Source organism: Streptomyces sp. NPDC048461 (genome assembly GCF_055587105.1).
The window spans coordinates 56,068-74,740 of record NZ_JBVJGW010000009.1; the positions used below are offsets into that span (position 1 = coordinate 56,068).

Genomic DNA, 18,673 nt, shown 5'->3' on the forward strand with positions numbered 1-18,673 from the left:
CGGTCCTAGGAGATCGCGGTGCGCAGCCGGGCCACGTCGATCGGCTCGGTCTCGTCGTGGGCCGTCAGGTCGATGACCTGGCCCACCGCGCGGGTCTCGGCGGTCGCCGGCTTGAACCCGGGCTCGGTGCCGGTCCGCGCGGCCTCGGCCTTGTGGGCCGCAAGGGCCTCGGCGCCGACGACGTCGGCCAGGTCCTCGTTCTGCACGGCCTCGATCACCGCGCGGGCCTGCGCCGCGTTCTTGGTGCCGAAGAAGTCGAAGCCGCCCTCGACGCGGGAACCCGTGCGCCGCTGGGCCGCGTACGGGGCGACCGCGGCGGCGAGCCGGCGCGCGGGCACCGCGGGCGCGCCGGTGAGCGCCGGACGGGTGTGGGCGCCGGCCGCGCCGGGCACGGGGCCGGCGGGAGCAGCGGGAGAAGCGGGCGCCGGCGCCTGGGCGGACACCGGGGCGGGAGCACCGGAAGCCGGAGCGGGGGCGGGCGCCGGGACGCGGGCGGCGGGCGGCCGGGGCGGGCCCGGCAGGGCCGGGGTCTTCGCCTTGCGGGCGAGCGCGCTGAGGGCCGCGTTGGCCCGGGCGTAGCCGACCGGGGTGGGCGCGCCGGCGGCGGTGCGCTCCTCGGAGACGGCGGGGAGTTCCTTCGGAGCCGGAGCGGCCGCGGCCGCCTCGATGGCCAGCAGCCGGCGGCGCTCCAGGGCGCTCGCCCGCTCGGTCTCGGCGGTGGCGTACCGGCGCAGGAGCGCCGCGTGCTCGCCGCGCAGCCCGGCCAGTTCCACGCGCTTGGCCCGCAGTTTGGTGTCGAGCTTGGCCCGCAGCACGCGGGCCTCTTCGAGGTCGGATTCGAGCTCGGCTATCCGCTCGTCCGTCTTCCACTCGTCCTTGACCCGCTCGCGCGCCAGTTCCGCGACCCGGCGTCCCGCCGATTGGTCCCAGGCGCGCATGACGACGGCTCCGGCGATCCCCGCGGTTGCCGTGACGGCCACGAGCAGCCGTAGCGCCAGCGGTTCGGCGAGGAACCAGGCCGCGCCGGCGCTGACGGCGGAGACACCGGCGACGGTCGTCGGCGTGAGCAGCCGGTGCAGGGGTTCTGGATTGCGGTGGCGTCCACGGGGCATGGCCAGAAATTTACAGGGCGTTGAGGCCGAGTGGGGTACCCGCCCGGCAAATCCTTGCCGGGCGGTTACCGCACATTTCTCCACCAACCGCGTAACTGCTACTTCTGCACGAGGCCCTTGGACTCCAGGTAGGCCTTCGCCACGTCCGCCGGCTTGGCTCGCTCGGCGTCCACCTTGCGGTTGAGGTCGATCAGGTCGGCCGTCGTGAGCGCCTTGGTCAGCTTGTCCAGTGCGGCCGCGACCTCCGGGGCGCCCGCGTCCTTGGCGTTCACCACGGGCAGGATGTTGTCGGCGTTCTGGAGCTTCTTGTCGTCCTCCAGCAGGACCAGGCCGTAGCCGTCGAGGGTGGCGTCCGTGGTCGTGGTCAGCACGAGCTGGTCCGCGCCGTCCTTGACCGCCTGCTTGGCCTGCGGGGTGCCGACGCCCTTCGGGTCGATTCCGGCCACCTGGATCCCGTACGTCTTCGTCAGCCCGGGGGCGCAGAAGGGACGGACGGCGCATTCGTCACCCGCCGCGATCTTCACCTTCAGACCGGACGTGCCCAGGTCGGACAGCGTCTTCAGGTTGTTCTTCTGAGCGAACTCCTTCGTCACCGCGAAGGCGTTCTGGTCGACCGCCCCGCCCGCCGGGAGCGCCTTGAGGCCCAGCGGGCCGGCGAGCTTCTCCAGCGCCGCCACGGTCGCCGCGACGTCGCTGGAGGCGACCGGCTTCTCCTCCGGCGCCTTCGCGCCGTTCACCTTGGCGTTGAGGAACTCCGCGAGGGTGGCCGCGTACTCCGGGACGACGTCGATCTCGCCCTTCTCCAGCGACGGTTCGTACAGCTCGCGGTTGTTGACCGTCTTGACGGAGGTGCTGTAGCCCGCGTCCTTGAGGACCTGCGCGTACAGCTCCGCGAGCACGTTGGCCTCGGTGAAGCCGGCCGAGCCGATCACCAGGCTGCCCTTGGCGCCTCCCGCGGACGGTTCGGAGGAAGCCGAGCCGCCGTCCTTGCTCTTCTCCAGGCTGTCGCCGCCGCACGCGGCCAGCGACACCGTCAGCGCAAGGGCGCCCAGGGACGCGCCGAGGACGCGCGTGGTCTTGCTCATGGGGGTACTCCGTTCGAGGCGATGGACAGGAATCAGCGGGACGTCGCGGCCCGCGGCAGCAGCCGGTCCGCCGCGATCAGAGCGCCCTCCACCAGCAGGGCGAGCGCCGCCACGAGCAGGGCGCCCGCGACGACCTGCGCGGTGTCGTACGTGTTGAAGCCGGCGGTGATGATCCGGCCGAGTCCGCCCTGGCCGACCATCGCGGCGATGGTGGCGGTGGCGATGACCTGCACGGCGCCGGACCGCAGGCCCGTCATCACCAGGGGCCGGGCGAGCGGGAGTTCCACCCGCAGGAAGAGCTGGCCGCCGGACATGCCCATGCCGCGGGCGGCCTCGACCACGGAGCGGTCGACCTCGCGCATGCCGACGTACGCGTTGGTCAGCAGCGGCGGGACGGCGAACAGCACCAGGGCGGCGATGGTCGGCAGGTAGCCGGAGTTGCGCAGCGGGGAGACCATGAACAGCGCCAGCACCGCGAAGACGGGCACGGCCCGGCCGATGTTGGAGATGTTGACCGCGAGCGCGCCGCCCTTGCCGAGGTGGCCGAGGTACAGGCCGACCGGCAGCGCCACCGCGCAGGCGATCGCGAGGGCGATCCCGCTGACGTAGACGTGCTCGCCGAGCCGGTGCCAGACACCGCTCTCGCCGGACCAGTTGGCCCCGTCGGCCAGCCAGTCCCAGGCCCCACCCAGTACGCCCACGGCGTCAGGCCCCCTTGCCGGAGGCGGCCGGGCGCCCGGTGGCCCGGGTCCACGGGGTGAGCAGCCGCTGTACGCCGAGCAGCAGCAGGTCCGCGACCAGCGCGAGCAGCACGCACAGGACGGAGGCGGTGAGCACCTGCGCCTTGAAGGAGGTGTTCACGGCGGGGGCGATCAGGTTGCCGAGGCCGCCCTTGCCGACGATGGAGCCGACCGTGGTCAGCGCGACGGTCGAGACCGTCGCGATCCGGACACCGGCCAGCAGGGCGGGCAGCGCCAGCGGCAGTTCCACCTGCCACAGCAGCCGCGACGGGCCGTAGCCCATGCCGCGCGCGGCCTCCCGCACCTCCTCGGGGACGGCTTCCAGGCCGGCGAGCACGTTGCGGACCAGGATGGTCAGCGAGTACAGCACCAGTCCGGTCACCACCAGCGTCGCCGAGAGGCCGAAGACGGGCAGCAGCAGGGAGAACATGGCGAGGGAGGGCACGGTGTAGAGCAGCGTGGTGAGGCCCAGCACGGGCGCCGCCCAGCGGCGGCCGCGGCGGGCCAGCAGCGCGAGGGGCACGGACACGGCGATCCCGATGAGGACCGAGGCGCCGGTGATCCAGACGTGTTCGAGGGTGGCGTCGGTGAGCTCCTGGGAGCGGGAGGTCACGTAGTCCCAGCAGATCCAGTCGTTCGCCACCAGGCAGTTCTGTGCCGCCACGCTCCTCACCTCCCCCTTCACCGCACACATGTCCTAGCCGAATGCCACAACCAGGAGCGACCTTAACCCCGGGTACCCACATTGGCCGGAAATCTTCGCAGGCGCGCAACACTGCCCTAACAAACCCGCAGCCCATACGACCGCCCTCTTGGGGAAGGATGGGAGGGTGATCCGATTCGAGCACGTGACCAAGCGCTACCCCGACGGGACGACAGCCGTCGAGGACCTGTCCTTCGAGGTGGCGGAGGGGGAGCTGGTCACGCTCGTGGGCCCGTCCGGCTGCGGCAAGACGACCACCATGAAGATGGTCAACCGGCTGATCGAGCCGACCTCCGGCCGCATCCTCCTCGGCGGCGAGGACATCGCCGCCGCCGACCCGGTGGAGCTGCGCCGCCGGATCGGGTACGTCATCCAGCAGGTCGGGCTGTTCCCGCACAAGACGGTGCTGGAGAACACGGCGACCGTGCCGCAGCTGATCGGCACCCCGAAGGCCAAGGCCCGCGCGCGGGCCGCCGAGCTGCTCGACCTGGTCGGCCTGGACCCGTCCGTGTACGGGAGCCGCTACCCGGAGCAGCTGTCGGGCGGGCAGCGCCAGCGGGTCGGCGTGGCCCGCGCGCTGGCGGCCGATCCGCCGGTGCTGCTGATGGACGAGCCGTTCGGAGCGGTGGACCCGGTGGTGCGCGAGCGGCTGCAGAACGAGTTCCTGACGCTCCAGAAGACGGTGCGCAAGACGATCCTGCTGGTCACGCACGACCTGGAGGAGGCCATCCGGCTCGGCGACCGGATCGCCGTCTACGGCACGGGCACCATCGAGCAGTTCGACCGCCCGGCGGCCGTGCTCGCGGCGCCCGCCACCGACTACGTGGCCTCCTTCGTCGGCGCCGACCGGGGGCTCAAGCGGCTCGCCGTCACCGCCGTCGCGGAGGCCGACCTGGCGCGGGCGGACGCGAAGGACCCGGCCCCGGCGGCCGCGGTCGCGCTGGGCGCGACCCTGCGCGAGGCGCTGGCGGTCCTGCTCCAGGAGGACTCGGGCCGGATCGGCGTCACCGACCCGGACTCCGGCGCGCTGATCGGCGTACTGACCCCGGAGGGCGTGCACCGGGCGCTGCGCCGGGCCCAGCTCCAGGAGGCCTGAGCCCGGAAACGGCGGAAGGGCCCGGCCGGAGCCGGGCCCTCCCCGCGCCCTTCCCCGGGCGCCCCCTCACGCGCACGCCCCGGCTCAGGCCTGGATGCGGCCGCTCATCCACGCCAGCATCGGCGGGATCTCGCGGCGCCACGTGTTGAAGTTGTGGCCACCGCTGTCGAGGATGATCGAGGAGACGCGGTCGGGGGACTTCACCTTCTTGATGAACTTCTTGGTGTCGCCGAGGTTCGGCTCGCCCTTCTCGCTGCTGGTCACGAGGAACGAGGTGCCGCTCGGCTCCTTGGCGTCGATGCTGGCCAGGACGTCCGCGCGCTTCTTCAGCTGGGCGTCGCCGTGGAACAGGTCACCGGTCGTCGGGTCGTCGGGGGCCTCGTAGTAGGCGGACAGCCCGGCGGCGGCACCGAACGTCTGCGGGTAGTGCGCGGCGATCTTCAGAGCGCAGTAGCCGCCCGTGGAATTGCCGATGAAGCCCATGTTCTCGGGCTTCTTGCCCACCCGGAACGTGTCCGTGATGGCCTGCGGCAGGTCCACGCCGAAGAAGGTCTCGGTCTGCGGCCCGCCGGGTATGTCCACGCACTCCGTGTCGCGCGGCGGCGCGATCGTCGGGCGCAGCATGACCAGGATCATCGGCTTCATCTTGCCCGCCTTGGACAGGCTGAAGGCCTTCATCGGGTAGTCGAGCCCTTTGATGAGGTTCTCGGCCGTGCCCGGGTACCCCGTCAGGACGATGGACGCCGGGAAGTTCTGGTCCTTGTGCTGCGGCTGGAAGTACTCCGGCGGGAGCCACACGTAGCCGGGGCTCGTTATCTTCGACTTCTGCCCCGATATGGCAACCTTCAGGATCTGACCGCCCACCTGGGGCTTGCCCCCGCCGGGAACGTCCAGCTTCTGCTTGTCGACGACCTTGATGTCCTTGCTGCTCATCGAGTGGTCGACGACCTTGCCGATCGACGTCTCCTGGCCGAACAGGTCGGCCCACGTGCCGTAGAACAGGAACGACTTGTTGGCCGCGAGACCGACCGCCGAGAACAGCGCCAGCTGGGTCGCCAGCAGCAGTCCGATCCGGCCGGTGTACGCGCGCCAGGTGCGGCCCGAGAGCCTCGGCCAGAACACGACGGTGGCCGCGAAGAGCAGCACACCGGCGAGGATGGCCAGCGCCAGGACCGTATAACTGGTGAGACCCATGAGCAGTCAGTCGACTTTCTGATGGCAGGACTGGAAATTTCCGGCGGAAGAGTGAACCCGCTCCTCGTCGATGTCGTCCTACTGGACGCACCACACACCGGAGGCTGTCGCGGCCTTCGGCCACTTGATCTCTCGCGGAGCAACGGGAAGCGATGTCTAGCAGGATAGATGGCGATAAGTCGGGACAGGTTCCGAGCGGGGTCCGCCGGATCCTCCGCGGACCACGGCCGGAGTCGGTTCCCGGCCTGGTAGGTACGGCCGTCATGATCGTCGGCCTTCTGGACATCGCGGCGGGGGTCTTCCCGCGCTTCCGGCACAGCCGGATCCACGCGGTGACCGAAGTGCTGCCCGGTTCCCTCGGCCCCTTCGCGGCGGCCCTGTCGATCAGCGCGGGCGTCCTGCTCCTGCTGCTCGCGCACGGCCTCAAGCGGCACAAGCGGCGCGCCTGGCGGGCCGCCGTCGTCCTGCTGCCCGCCGGCGCGGCGGCGCAGTTCACGTACCGCCACTCGCTGTTCAGCGTGGTCATCTCGGCGGTGCTCCTCGCGCTCCTGCTGCGCCACCAGGGCGAGTTCAAGGCGCTGCCCGACCCGCGCAGCCGCTGGAAGGCGCTCGCGAACTTCGTTCTGATGAGCGCCGGTTCCATCGGCCTGGGCCTGGTCATCGTCAACGTGCACCCGGGCAAGGTCGTCGGCAACCCGAGCCTGTACGAGCAGATCACCCACGTCGTCTACGGCCTCTTCGGCTACGAGGGCCCCGTCGACTACGCCGGACGGGTGTCCTGGACGGTCGGCTACTCCCTCGGTGCGCTCGGCATGCTCACCGCGCTCACCACCATCTACCTGGCCTTCCGCCCCGAACACCCGGCGGCCCGCCTCACCGCCGACGACGAGGCCCAGCTCCGCGGCCTGCTCGCCAAGCACGGCGGCCGCGACTCCCTCGGCCACTTCGCGCTCCGGCGCGACAAGGCCGTGGTCTTCTCCCCCAGCGGCAAGGCCGCCGTCACCTACCGCGTCGTCTCCGGTGTGATGCTCGCCTCCGGCGACCCCATCGGCGACGTCGAGGCCTGGCCCGGCGCCATCGAGCGGTTCATGGAGGAGGCCAAGGCCCACTCCTGGACCCCGGCCGTCATGGGCTGCAGCGAGACCGGCGGCGAGGTCTGGACCCGCGAGACCGGTCTCGACGCCCTGGAGCTGGGTGACGAGGCGATTGTCGATGTCAAAGACTTCTCCCTCGCGGGCCGCGCCATGCGCAATGTCCGCCAGATGGTGAAGCGCATCGAGCGCAACGGCTACACCACCCAGGTCCGCCGGGTCAGCGAGCTCACCGAGACCGAGCTGGAGCAGGTGCGCGGCGCCGCCGAGGCCTGGCGGGGCACCGACACCGAGCGCGGCTTCTCCATGGCGCTGGGCCGCGTCGGCGACCCGGGCGACGGCGACTGCTTCATCGCCACCGCCCACCGCGTCGAGGAGGGCGACACGAGCCCCTTCGGCGACCTGAAGGCCGTCCTGCACTTCGTCCCGTGGGGCTCCGACGGCATGTCGCTGGAGCTGATGCGCCGCGACCGCGCCGCCGACCCCGGCATGAACGAGCTGCTCATCGTGGCCTCCCTGGAGGCCGCCCCCGCTCTGAAGATCGAGAAGGTCTCGCTGAACTTCGCGATGTTCCGCTCGGCCCTCGCCCGCGGCGAGAAGATCGGCGCGGGCCCGGTGCTGCGGATGTGGCGCGGGCTGCTGGTCTTCCTCTCCCGCTGGTTCCAGATCGAGTCCCTGTACAAGTTCAACGCGAAGTTCCGCCCCCGCTGGGAGCCCCGCTTCGTGGTCTTCCGCACCACCCGCGACCTGCCCCGCATCGGCTTCGCCGCGATGCAGGCCGAGGGCTTCGTGACGCTGGCGCTGCCCCGGCTGTTCGCCAGCCGCCGGCGGCCCAAGCCGGTCCGCACCTGCGCCCACCACCCCATGGCGTCGGTCCCGAAGCAGACGGAGCGCTCGGCCCAGGCCGCCTGAGGCGGGACCGACCGGGCCCCGGAGCTGCGACCCTGCCGGGTCCGCGCCTCCGGGGCCCTGCCGTATCCAGGTCAGCCCTACCCTTGGACCTATGAACACGAAGCGCGGAGCCACCGGCAGGGGCCGGGTCGCAGGTCTTCCGGAGTGGGACCGCTGCGGGGTCATGGGCGTCGTCAACGTCACCCCCGACTCGTTCTCCGACGGCGGCCGCTGGTTCGACACCACGGCAGCCGTCAAGCGCGGCCTCGACCTCGTCGTCCAGGGCGCCGACCTCGTCGACGTCGGCGGCGAGTCCACCCGGCCCGGCGCCCCCCGCGTCGACGAGGAGGAGGAACTGCGCCGGGTCGTCCCCGTGGTGCGCGGCCTGGCCTCCGAAGGCGTGAGCGTCTCCGTGGACACCATGCGGGCGAACGTCGCGGCCCGCGCCGTCGCCGCCGGCGCGGTGCTGGTCAACGACGTCAGCGGCGGACTCGCCGACCCCGGCATGATCGGGGCGGTCGCGGCCGCCCAGGTCCCCTTCGTGGTGATGCACTGGCGCGGTTTCAGCGCCGGCATGAACAGCCTCGCCGTCTACGACGACGTGGTGGGCGAGGTCTGCGCCGAGCTCCGCGACCGGCTCGACGCGGTCGTCGCCGGCGGCATCTCCCCCGAACGGCTCGTCGTCGACCCCGGCCTCGGCTTCGCGAAGAACGCCGACCACGACCTGGCCCTGGTCGCCCACCTGCCCGCCCTGCGCGCCCTCGGCTTCCCGCTCCTGGTCGCCGCCTCGCGGAAGCGTTTCCTCGGCCGCGTGCTGGCCGGCGCGGACGCCGCCCCGCCGCCCGCCCGCGAGCGAGACGCGGCCACCGCCGCCGTCTCCGCCATCGCCGCCCACCAGGGCGCTTGGGCCGTACGGGTCCACGAGGTACGGGCGACCGCGGACGCGGTTCGGGTGGCCCGCGCCGTGGAAGGGGCACTGTGACCACCGACCGAAGAGGAGCCCAGTGAGCAGAACCGACATCGAAGCGGTCGAAGAGGTCAACACGGCCTTCTACGAGGCCTTGGAGGTGGGGGACTTCGACGCCCTGTCGGCTCTCTGGCTGGAGGACGAGATCTCCTGCGTGCACCCGGGCTGGCCGGTGCTCTCCGGCCGGGGCGAGGTGCTGCGCTCGTACGCGCTGATCATGTCCCACACGGACTACATCCAGTTCTTCCTCACCGACACCAAGGTGGCCGTCATCGACGACACCGCACTGGTGACCTGTACGGAGAACATCCTCAGCGGCGGGCCCGCCGAGGACGGCGGGGAGCTCGGCCCGCTGGTCGGTCAGCTGGTCGTCGCGACGAATGTGTTCCGACGCACACCCGGGGGCTGGCGGCTCTGGTCCCACCACGGTTCCCCCGTCCTCACGGAGTCCGACGAGGACGACGAGGACGACCCCTCCTGACCCCTCCGGCGGGACCCGGGGTGTTTCGCAGGTAAATTCGAGGCCGGACGACGCCGACCGCACTCGGCGTAGGCCCATGGCCCCGGGGAGTCCCGGGACCGGCAGCACCTACGAAAGCAGGAGTGATTCGCGTGGATCGTGTCTCGCTGCGCGGCCTCAAGGCTCGCGGGCACCACGGCGTCTTCCCCCGGGAACGCGAGGAGGGCCAGACCTTCATCGTCGATCTCGTGCTCCACATCGACACCCGCCCGGCGGCGGCCGACGACGACCTGGCTAAGACCGTGCACTACGGGGTAGTCGCGGAGGAAGTCGTCGACGTGGTCCAGGGAGAGCCGGTCGACCTGATCGAGACGCTCGCCGAGCGGATCGCCCAGCAGTGCCTGAAGCACGAAGCGGTGGCACAGGTGGAGGTCGTCGTCCACAAGCCGGACGCGCCCATCACCGTCCCCTTCGACGACGTGACCATCACGATCACCCGGAGCCGCGCATGAACAACGGACTGAACGCACAGAGCGACCCCACGGTCCAGCCGGTACCGGCCTCCGTCGTGGAAGCGGTCGACGCGGCGGACGTCACCCTCTCCAACCCCAAATGGGCCGTGATCGCGCTCGGTGCGAACCTCGGGAACCGGCTGGAGACCCTCCAGGGCGCCATCGACGCCCTCGGCGACACCCCGGGCCTGCGGGTCAAGGCGGTCTCCCCGGTGTACGAGACCGAGCCGTGGGGCGTGGACCCGGGCTCCCAGCCCGCGTACTTCAACGCGGTCGTCTCGGTGAAGACGACCCTGCCCCCGTCCTCCCTCCTGGAGCGCGGGCAGGCCATCGAGGAGGCCTTCGACCGCGTCCGCGAGGAGCGCTGGGGCCCCCGCACCATCGACGTCGACATCGTCGCGTACGCCGAGGTGGTCTCCGAGGACCCGCTCCTCACCCTCCCGCACCCGCGCGCCCACCAGCGCGCCTTCGTGCTGGCCCCCTGGCACGACATCGACCCGGAGGCCAGCATCCCGGGCCGTGGAGCCGTCTCCGCGCTCCTGGCCGGAATCGGTCTGACCGGCGTCACGCCGCGCGCGGACCTGGAACTCCGCCTCCCCGAGTAGTCGTTACCCTGTGGGCTGCTGACGGATCGGTGCGGGAAGCGGGGACGGGCAAGTGAAGCAACTGAGGCCGGCGGTACTGGCGGGCATCTTCGCGGTCGCCGCCGTCCTGTCCTGGGCCGGCGCCCGCCTGTGGAACGCGTACGGCACGCTCCCCGGCGTCCCGCTGGCCGCTCCGATCGTCCTGGCGGTCATCGCCGTGGTGCTGCTGGCCACCGCGCTGTCGCTGCGCGCCCGGCTGAAGGCCCAGCGCGACCGGCGGCCCGGCGCCAAGGGCGTGGAACCGCTGATGGCGGCCCGCGCGGTGGTCTTCGGCCAGGCCAGCGCGCTGGTGGCGGCCCTCGTGGCGGGGATGTACGGCGGCGTGGGCGTCTTCCTGCTCACCGAGGCCATGGACGTCCCCGCCCGCCGCGACCAGGCCTGGTACGCCGGTTTCTCGGTCCTGGCGGGCGCCGCGGTCATCGCCGCGGCCCTCTTCCTGGAACACGTCCTCAAACTCCCCGGGGACGACGACGAGTCGCCCGAGGCCCCGGCGCCGGCCTGACGGCCGCACGCCACGCACCACGACGCCACGGCCCCCCTCCGCGAACGCGCGGAGGGGGGCCGTGGCCGTGGCCGTGCACGGCGCCGGCGGGCGGGCGCCGGCGCGCGGGCCTCAGCGGGCGATGATCAGGCTCATGGCCTCGCTGCGGGTCGCCGGGGCGCGGAGCTGGCCGCGGACCGCGGAGGTGATCGTCTTGGCGCCCGGCTTGCGGATGCCGCGGACCGACATGCACATGTGCTCGGCCTCGACGACGACGATGGCGCCGCGGGCGTCCAGGATCTCCATCAGGGAGTCGGCTATCTGGGTGGTGAGACGTTCCTGCACCTGCGGGCGGCGGGCGAAGACGTCCACCAGGCGGGCCAGCTTCGACAGGCCGGTGATCTTGCCGTTCTCCGCCGGGATGTAGCCGACGTGGGCCACGCCGTGGAACGGCAGCAGGTGGTGCTCGCACAGGCTGACGATCTCGATGTCCTTCACCAGGACCAGCTCGTCGTGCCCCAGGTCGAAGACCGTGGTCAGCACGTCCTCGGGGTTCTGCCGCAGACCGGCCAGGATCTCCCGGTACGCCCGCGCCACGCGCGCCGGGGTCTCCCGCAGCCCCTCGCGGTCCGGGTCCTCCCCGACCGCGATCAGGAGCTCGCGCACGGCGGCTTCGGCACGCTTCTCGTCGAACTCGCCGATCGTGCCCTCGCCGCCGGTCAGGGTCACTGGGTCGGTCATCTCATCCTCGTTCCTGTGTGGCACGCAAACGGGCACGTGAAAGTGCCGCGCCCCCCAGGCTAGAACCTGGGGGGCGCGGCTTCCATTCCGGTCGGATCAGGCCTCGGGGGTGTCCTCGGGGGCCACCTCGATGCCCTTCTCCGTCGAGACCGGCGCGGCGGCGGAGGCCGACGTGCCGTTCGCCGAGTTCGTCAGCTGGAGCTCCTTGGGAGAGAGCACCGGCGGACGGGTGGAGGGGGTGCGCCGGGAGGAGCCGGTCCACGCGGGGCGGGCCGGACGCTTCACGATCGTCGAGAAGACCTCGGCGATCTGCTCCTTGTTCAGCGTCTCCTTCTCCAGCAGCGCGAGAACCAGGTTGTCGAGGACGTCACGGTTCTCGACGAGGATCTCCCACGCCTCGTTGTGCGCGGTCTCGATGAGCTTCTTGACCTCTTCGTCGACCAGCGCCGCGACCTCTTCCGAGTAGTCCCTCGGGTGCGCCATTTCGCGCCCCAGGAACGGCTCGGTGTTGTCGCCGCCGAACTTGATCGCACCGAGACGCTCGGTCATGCCGTACTGCGTGACCATGGCCCGCGCCGTGGCGGTGGCCTTCTCGATGTCGTTCGCCGCGCCGGTCGTCGGGTCGTGGAAGACCAGCTCCTCGGCCGCGCGCCCGCCCAGCATGTACGCCAGCTGGTCGAGCATCTCGTTGCGCGTGGTCGAGTACTTGTCCTCGTCGGGCAGGACCATGGTGTAACCCAGGGCCCGTCCGCGGGACAGGATCGTGATCTTGTGGACCGGGTCGGAGTTCGGGGAGGCCGCCGCGACCAGGGCGTGTCCGCCCTCGTGGTACGCGGTGATCTTCTTTTCCCGGTCCGACATGATCCGGGTCCGCTTCTGCGGGCCCGCCACGACGCGGTCGATCGCCTCGTCCAGCGAGTGGTTGTCGATCAGCTTCTTGTCCGAGCGGGCGGTCAGCAAGGCCGCTTCGTTCAGGACGTTGGCCAGATCGGCACCGGTGAAGCCGGGCGTGCGCCGGGCAACCGCGCCCAGGTCGACGTCCGGGGCGACCGGCTTGCCCTTCTGGTGGACCTTGAGGATCTCCAGACGGCCCTGCATGTCGGGACGGTCGACCGCGATCTGCCGGTCGAAGCGGCCCGGACGCAGCAGCGCCGGGTCGAGGATGTCCGGACGGTTCGTGGCGGCGATCAGGATGACGCCGCCCTTCACGTCGAAGCCGTCCATCTCGACCAGCAGCTGGTTGAGGGTCTGCTCGCGCTCGTCGTGACCGCCGCCGAGACCCGCACCGCGGTGCCGGCCGACGGCGTCGATCTCGTCGACGAAGACGATCGCCGGGGCGTTGGCCTTGGCCTGCTCGAACAGGTCACGGACACGCGAGGCACCGACACCGACGAACATCTCGACGAAGTCGGAACCGGAGATCGAGTAGAAGGGGACACCGGCCTCGCCCGCGACGGCGCGCGCGAGCAGGGTCTTACCGGTGCCGGGCGGGCCGTACAGCAGCACGCCCTTGGGGATCTTGGCGCCGACGGCCTGGAACTTCGCCGGCTCCTGGAGGAACTCCTTGATCTCGTGGAGTTCCTCGACGGCCTCGTCCGAACCCGCGACATCGGCGAACGTCGTCTTCGGGGTGTCCTTGGTGATGAGCTTGGCCTTGGACTTCCCGAAGTTCATGACCCGGGAGCCGCCGCCCTGCATCTGGTTCATCAGGAACAGGAAGACAACGACGATGAGGACGAAGGGCAGGAGCGAGAGCAGCACGCTCAGGAACGGGCTGGTCTTGTCCGGAGAGACGGAGTAGCCCTTGGGAATCTGACCGGCTTCGTACTTGCTCTGGAGGTTCTGGGCGAGCTGGACGCCCTGATCCCCGATGTAGTTGGCCTGGAACTTGGTGCCGTCGCGCTTGTCGAGCTTCTGATCGCTCTTCAGATCGATCTTGATCATCTGGCTGTCGCCGGTGGTCAGGCGTGCCTGCTCCACCTGGCCACTGTTGATCGCCTTGATGACCTCGCTGGTGTCCACCGACTTGTAGCCGCCGCCGGAGCCGACGACATTCATCAACACGACCACGGCGAGGACGGCCAGCACGATCCACATGACCGGCCCACGGAAGTATCGCTTCACGTCCATCCATACGGGGCGCCAGGCACCCCGTCCCTCCTGCCCGTAGGTAAATGCTGCTGTGAGTAAAGACTGTTCTTCGGAATGTACCCCTGTATTGTCACCCGCGGCCTCGTGGGACGGCTGACAGACCCGCTTCCCCTGCTCCAACGCCGGGAAGCGCCCCCAGGTTCCCCTCGCTCGGCGAGCGGGCGGCCCCGGGGGCCGGGAGGGTGATCAGCCGCCGTACACGTGCGGGGCGAGCGTGCCGACGAACGGCAGGTTGCGGTACTTCTCCGCGTAGTCGAGGCCGTAGCCCACGACGAACTCGTTCGGGATGTCGAAGCCGACCCACTTCACGTCGATGGCGACCTTCGCGGCGTCGGGCTTGCGCAGCAGCGTGACGACCTCCAGGGAGGCCGGCTCGCGGGAGCCCAGGTTCGACAGCAGCCAGGACAGCGTCAGACCCGAGTCGATGATGTCCTCGACGATCACGACGTGCTTGCCCTTGATGTCGGTGTCCAGGTCCTTGAGGATCCGGACCACGCCCGAGGACTGGGTTCCGGCGCCGTAGGAGGACACCGCCATCCAGTCCATGGTGAGCGGGGTGGACAAGGCGCGCGCCAGGTCCGCCATCACCATCACGGCGCCCTTGAGCACACCGACGATGAGCAGGTCCTTGCCCGCGTACTCCGCATCGATCTTCGCGGCCAGCTCGGCCAGCTTCGCGTCGATCTCTTCCTTGGTGATGAGCACCGACTGGAGGTCGCTGCCCATGTCCTTCTCGTCCACCCGCATCACTTTCGTTGTCGGCCGGGGCTCCGGGGGCGACCCCGGAGGACTCGGCCGTGTTTCGAGCGCCAATCAGCCCTGCCGAATGACAAGTCTGCCACCCTGCCGCTGGGCCTCGACCCGGCCGGGCAGGTTGATGGCGCCCTGACCGCGCCATCCGGTGATGAGGCGGTCGACTTCCTCGATGTGACGGGCGAAGAGGGACCCCGCGGGGGAACCGGCGGCGACCACGGCCCTGCGCAGCACGCGGCGGCGGACGGCCGGGGGCAGGGCGTACAGCTTGGCGCACTCCAGGCGGCCGTCGTCGTCCCGTACGCCGGTCTCCGCGGAGGCGGCCCAGGAGTCCAGGGCGTCGGCGTCGTCGCGGGACAGCTGGGCGGTCCGGGCCAGGGCCTCGACGACCCCCTTGCCCAGCGCCTTCTCCAGGGCGGGCAGTCCCTCGTGGCGCAGGCGCGAGCGGGTGTAGGCGGGGTCGGCGTTGTGCGGGTCGTCCCAGACGGGGAGGGACTGGACCATGCAGGCCTTGCGGGCGGTCTGCCGGTCGACCTGGAGGAAGGGGCGGCGGTAGCGGTTCGTGCGGCCCGGGCCGCCCGACTTCTCGGCCATGCCGGACAGGGACCGGATGCCGGAGCCGCGGGCGAGGCCCAGCAAAACGGTTTCGGCTTGGTCGTCGCGGGTGTGGCCCAGGAGCACGGCGGCGGCGCCCAGCCGGTCGGCGGCCTCGTCCAGGGCTCCGTAGCGGGCGTCGCGGGCGGCGGCCTCGGGGCCGCCCTGCCGGCCGACGCGCACGGCGACGGACTCCACCGGGTCGAGGCGGAGCGCGCTCATGCGGGAGACGACCTCGGCGGCGCGCAGGTCGGAGCCGGCCTGGAGGCCGTGGTCGACGGTGACGCCGCCGGCCCGGATGCCCAGCTTCGGCGCCTCGAAGGCGAGGGCGGAGGCGAGGGCCATCGAGTCGGCGCCGCCGGAGCAGGCGACGAGGACCAGCGGCGGGCCGCCGGACTGGGAGCGCGGGTCGGCGCAGGGCGCGGCCCCGGACCGGGTCTGGGGAAGTTCGGTGAGATCGGTGAGGACGTCGTGGAGTACGCGGCGGACCGCCAGGCGTATCGCCGCGACCGCAGGATGGGGACCCATGTCCGGTGCCCTTCGGTGGAGTTCGGATGCCTCAAAGGCTCCCCCGGCCGGTGTCGGGAGGGCCCCTGGGACGGGGTGCTCTGGAGTGGTGCCCGGATTTCCCCGCGGAGCGGGGATGTCACTCAGAGTGCGTCGATGGTGACAGAGCCGAGCCGTTCCCCGAGCATCGCACGCCCTTTCCCGGCCCACGGTCCCTCGGACGGGTGACGCTGCTTCCCCCAGTGAGACATGTCTACGCCCCTTGCGTCACCCTCGTTCGCTCTCTTCGCTCCCCTTGCGGTGTACACGGGCCACCCAGTCCGCGGGCCTGGCGATCTCGGCCTTCGTCGGCAGTGTGTTCGGAGAGGTCCACACGCGGTTGAAGCCGTCCATGCCGACCTGGCCGACGACGGCGCGCACGAAGCGCTCGCCGTCGCGGTACTGGCGCAGCTTCGCGTCGAGGCCGAGGAGCTTGCGCAGCGCGGCGTCGAGCCGGCCGGCCCCGGTGGCCCTGCGCTGCTGGAACTTCTCCCGGATCTCGGCGACGGAGGGCACCACCTGGGGGCCGACCCCGTCCATGACGAAGTCGGCGTGGCCCTCCAGGAGGGACATGACGGCGGTGAGCCGGCCCAGCACCTCGCGCTGCTCGGGGGTCTGCACGAGCTCGACGAGGGAGCGCCCCTCCTCGCCCCGCTCGGCGTCCGGGCGTGCCCCGGCGAAGGACTGGGCGGCTTCGCGGATGCGCTCCAGGACCGTCGAGGGGTCCATTTCGGTGGCTCCCAGGAACGTCTGGATTTCGCCCTCCAGGTGGTCCCGGAGCCACGGGACGGCCGTGAACTGCGTACGGTGGGTCTCCTCGTGCAGGCAGACCCAGAGCCGGAAGTCGTGCGGGTTCACCTCCAGCTCGCGCTCCACGTGCACGATGTTCGGCGCGACGAGCAGCAGCCGTCCGCCGCCGGGGGCGGCGCCCGGCAGGTCTCGGGAGGGCGGGGCGAAGGTCTCGTACTGGCCGAGGACGCGGGAGGCCAGGAAGCTCAGCAGCATGCCGAGTTCGACCCCGGTGACCTTGCCGCCGAACGCACCGAGGACGGCGTTGCCGGGAGTGGCGGCGCGGCGCTCCTGCATCGTGCCCAGGAGGGGCTGGAGGAGGGCCCGGAAGCCCGCCACGTTGGCCTTGACCCATCCGGCACGGTCGACGACCAGCACGGGCGTGTCGGGGAGGACGATGCCCTCGGGCATCATCCGGGTGAACTCGCGCACGTGCCGTTCCGAGGTCCTGGCGTGCCCGCGCAGCTCCGCGACGACGGCCCGTGCCTCGTCCCGGCCGACCTCCGGGCCGGGTCGCACCAGCCGGGTCGCGGTCGCCACCGCGAGGTTCCAGTCGACCATCTCCGCACCACTGATGCTCGTCATGCGTCAACCGTACGTGGACCGGCCCCCCGGCGGACCCCCTACGACGTGGCCGCGACCGCCGCGGCCAGCTTGTCCAGGGCCTTCTCCGCGCCTTCGGGGCCCGGGCTGTTCGAGGTGAGGAAGGCGAAGGCCAGGAGCCGGCCGGAGGAGTCGACGACGGTTCCGGCGAGGGAGTTCACCCCGGTGAGGGTGCCGGTCTTGGCCCGGAGCAGGCCCGCGGCCGGGGAGGCGCCGGCGTTGCGGGCGCGCAGCGTGCCGGTGAACCCGGCGACGGGCAGCCCGGTCAGGACGGGCCGCAGCTCCGGCCGCTGCGGGTCGGCGGCCTTGGCCAGCAGCCCGGTCAGCAGGCCGGCGCTGACCTTGTCGGCGCGGTTCAGGCCGCTGCCGTCGGCGAAGCGGGAGCCGGCGGTGTCGACGCCGAGGGAGGCGAGGCGGGCGGCGACGGCCTTCTCGGCGCCCTCGAAGCTCGCGGGCTGTCCGGAGGCGAGGGCGGTCTGCCGGGCGAGGGCCTCGGCGATGTCGTTGTCGCTGTGGGTCAGCATCCGCTCGACGAGCCCGGCCATCGGGGTGGAGAGGGTGGAGGCCAGCGGCTGGGCCCCCTGGGGCGCCTTGGTGCGGGCGGGTTCGCCGGTGACCGTGATGCCGCGCTCGGCCAGCAGGGCGGCGAAGGCGCGGGCGGCGTCCTTCGACGGGTCCCCGGACCGGTCGACGGGCCCGGAGACGGACTCGTCGGGGCGGCCCTCGTCGGCCGTCAGGGCGGTCACGAGCGCGAGGTTGGGGTTGACGCCGATCGGGTGGCGGGCGGGACCGGTGTAGAGGAAGTCGTCGTACCCGAGGCTCACGGAGGCGGTCCCGCCGGCCTTGAGGGCCTGGGCCGTGTCGGCGGCGAGGGCGACGAGGCTGCCGCCGGAGCCGGCGGGGGCCTTCTTGCGGGCGGTGAGGGAGGGGTCGCCGCCGCCCACCAGGACGATCTGCCCGGGGGCGGCGCCCCGGGCGACGGCCGTACGGATCCGGTGCTCGGGCCCGAGCGCGGCCAGCGCCGCCGCCCCGGTGGCGATCTTGACGGTGGAGGCGGGGGTCATCGCGTCCCGAGCCCCGGCCTCGTACAGCACCTGTCCGGTGCCGGTGTCGACGACGGAGGCGGCGCGGACGGTGCCCAGCGCCCGGTCGGCGAGCAGCGGGCCGAGCGCGGCGGCGAGTCCCTCGGGGGCGGCCGCGGCCTGCCCGCGCACGGCGCCCGGGCCGACGGCCCCGAGCACCCCGGGGGCACTGGGCGCGGCCTGCGGCTGCGGCCCGGCACCGTGATCTGCGCCACCCGTACGGCCCCAGGAGGCGACCCTGTCCCGCTCGGCCTTACGCTGGCCGGAGTCCCAAGGACCGGCGGCGGACACCGTGGCCACCGACAGGGCCAGGCCGAGGGCGGCCGACCCCGCGATGAGCTGCCACGTCTTGAGCAAGGGCACCTCGGACCAGCCCCTTTCGCGATCACACATATGCGTGAGGGACACTTAACCACTGCGTCTTGCCGCGAGCATGGC

The 18,673-nt window shown here is 71.8% G+C and carries 18 protein-coding genes; 7 read left to right on the forward strand and 11 right to left on the reverse strand.

All coding sequences use genetic code 11. The features are described from left to right. Window positions 1–5: 5 nt before the first annotated feature. The 4 genes from ACZ6S8_RS17465 to ACZ6S8_RS17480 form a co-directional block, all read right to left on the reverse strand. A complete protein-coding gene (locus ACZ6S8_RS17465) occupies window positions 6–1,112 on the reverse strand; it encodes a hypothetical protein (protein WP_469456620.1) in 1,107 nt (368 codons plus the stop codon). A 98-nt stretch (window positions 1,113–1,210) separates the two neighbouring features. Further along, window positions 1,211–2,197, reverse strand: a complete 987-nt coding sequence (locus ACZ6S8_RS17470; RefSeq protein ID WP_469456622.1) for an ABC transporter substrate-binding protein — start codon at window positions 2,195–2,197, stop codon at window positions 1,211–1,213. Window positions 2,198–2,229: 32 nt separating this feature from the next. Next, a complete protein-coding gene (locus tag ACZ6S8_RS17475; protein ID WP_469456623.1) occupies window positions 2,230–2,898 on the reverse strand; it encodes an ABC transporter permease in 669 nt (222 codons plus the stop codon). Between the two features lie 4 nt (window positions 2,899–2,902). Continuing rightward, window positions 2,903–3,601, reverse strand: a complete 699-nt coding sequence (locus ACZ6S8_RS17480; protein ID WP_469456624.1) for an ABC transporter permease — start codon at window positions 3,599–3,601, stop codon at window positions 2,903–2,905. A gap of 166 nt (window positions 3,602–3,767) precedes the next feature. On the opposite strand from ACZ6S8_RS17480, the gene ACZ6S8_RS17485 reads away from it, so the two are divergent. Continuing rightward, window positions 3,768–4,736 carry an ABC transporter ATP-binding protein gene (locus tag ACZ6S8_RS17485; protein WP_469456626.1) on the forward strand — a complete coding sequence of 323 codons (969 nt, stop codon included), beginning with the start codon at window positions 3,768–3,770 and terminating at the stop codon, window positions 4,734–4,736. Between the two features lie 84 nt (window positions 4,737–4,820). Here ACZ6S8_RS17485 and ACZ6S8_RS17490 read toward each other — a convergent pair whose 3' ends face one another. Continuing rightward, on the reverse strand, window positions 4,821–5,930 hold the full coding sequence (locus ACZ6S8_RS17490; RefSeq protein WP_469456628.1) for an alpha/beta hydrolase: 1,110 nt from the start codon (window positions 5,928–5,930) through the stop codon (window positions 4,821–4,823). Between the two features lie 152 nt (window positions 5,931–6,082). On the opposite strand from ACZ6S8_RS17490, the gene ACZ6S8_RS17495 reads away from it, so the two are divergent. The 6 genes from ACZ6S8_RS17495 to ACZ6S8_RS17520 all read left to right on the forward strand — a co-directional run bounded on the left by ACZ6S8_RS17495 (window position 6,083) and on the right by ACZ6S8_RS17520 (window position 10,997). Beyond that, window positions 6,083–7,933 carry a phosphatidylglycerol lysyltransferase domain-containing protein gene (locus ACZ6S8_RS17495; protein ID WP_469456630.1) on the forward strand — a complete coding sequence of 617 codons (1,851 nt, stop codon included), beginning with the start codon at window positions 6,083–6,085 and terminating at the stop codon, window positions 7,931–7,933. A 91-nt stretch (window positions 7,934–8,024) separates the two neighbouring features. Next, window positions 8,025–8,894: a dihydropteroate synthase gene (folP, locus tag ACZ6S8_RS17500; protein ID WP_469456632.1), complete on the forward strand. Its 870-nt coding sequence runs from the start codon at window positions 8,025–8,027 to the stop codon at window positions 8,892–8,894. Window positions 8,895–8,916: 22 nt separating this feature from the next. Continuing rightward, window positions 8,917–9,360, forward strand: coding sequence for a nuclear transport factor 2 family protein (locus tag ACZ6S8_RS17505; RefSeq protein ID WP_469456634.1), 444 nt, complete (start codon window positions 8,917–8,919; stop codon window positions 9,358–9,360). A gap of 131 nt (window positions 9,361–9,491) precedes the next feature. Next, a complete protein-coding gene (gene folB / locus ACZ6S8_RS17510) occupies window positions 9,492–9,851 on the forward strand; it encodes a dihydroneopterin aldolase (protein WP_267723076.1) in 360 nt (119 codons plus the stop codon). Further along, a complete protein-coding gene (folK, locus tag ACZ6S8_RS17515) occupies window positions 9,848–10,456 on the forward strand; it encodes a 2-amino-4-hydroxy-6-hydroxymethyldihydropteridine diphosphokinase (RefSeq protein ID WP_469456636.1) in 609 nt (202 codons plus the stop codon). Before folB ends, folK begins: the two co-directional genes overlap by 4 nt. 52 nt (window positions 10,457–10,508) lie before the next feature. Beyond that, window positions 10,509–10,997 (forward strand): DUF3180 domain-containing protein, encoded by a 489-nt coding sequence (locus ACZ6S8_RS17520; RefSeq protein ID WP_469456638.1) that lies wholly within the window; start codon window positions 10,509–10,511, stop codon window positions 10,995–10,997. Between the two features lie 111 nt (window positions 10,998–11,108). Here the strand turns inward: ACZ6S8_RS17520 and folE are convergent, their stop codons facing one another. The 6 genes from folE to dacB form a co-directional block, all read right to left on the reverse strand. Beyond that, window positions 11,109–11,717 (reverse strand): GTP cyclohydrolase I FolE, encoded by a 609-nt coding sequence (gene folE / locus ACZ6S8_RS17525; protein WP_469456640.1) that lies wholly within the window; start codon window positions 11,715–11,717, stop codon window positions 11,109–11,111. Window positions 11,718–11,813: 96 nt separating this feature from the next. Then, window positions 11,814–13,847: an ATP-dependent zinc metalloprotease FtsH gene (gene ftsH / locus ACZ6S8_RS17530; protein ID WP_469456642.1), complete on the reverse strand. Its 2,034-nt coding sequence runs from the start codon at window positions 13,845–13,847 to the stop codon at window positions 11,814–11,816. A 207-nt stretch (window positions 13,848–14,054) separates the two neighbouring features. Then, entirely contained in the window at window positions 14,055–14,615 is a 561-nt protein-coding gene (gene hpt, locus ACZ6S8_RS17535) for a hypoxanthine phosphoribosyltransferase (RefSeq protein WP_383918050.1), read from the reverse strand. A 66-nt stretch (window positions 14,616–14,681) separates the two neighbouring features. Then, window positions 14,682–15,743, reverse strand: a complete 1,062-nt coding sequence (tilS, locus tag ACZ6S8_RS17540) for a tRNA lysidine(34) synthetase TilS (RefSeq protein ID WP_469456645.1) — start codon at window positions 15,741–15,743, stop codon at window positions 14,682–14,684. A 246-nt stretch (window positions 15,744–15,989) separates the two neighbouring features. Continuing rightward, on the reverse strand, window positions 15,990–17,135 hold the full coding sequence (locus tag ACZ6S8_RS17545) for a zinc-dependent metalloprotease (protein WP_469456647.1): 1,146 nt from the start codon (window positions 17,133–17,135) through the stop codon (window positions 15,990–15,992). A 38-nt stretch (window positions 17,136–17,173) separates the two neighbouring features. Then, a complete protein-coding gene (gene dacB, locus ACZ6S8_RS17550; RefSeq protein WP_469456649.1) occupies window positions 17,174–18,598 on the reverse strand; it encodes a D-alanyl-D-alanine carboxypeptidase/D-alanyl-D-alanine endopeptidase in 1,425 nt (474 codons plus the stop codon). Window positions 18,599–18,673: the final 75 nt, after the last annotated feature.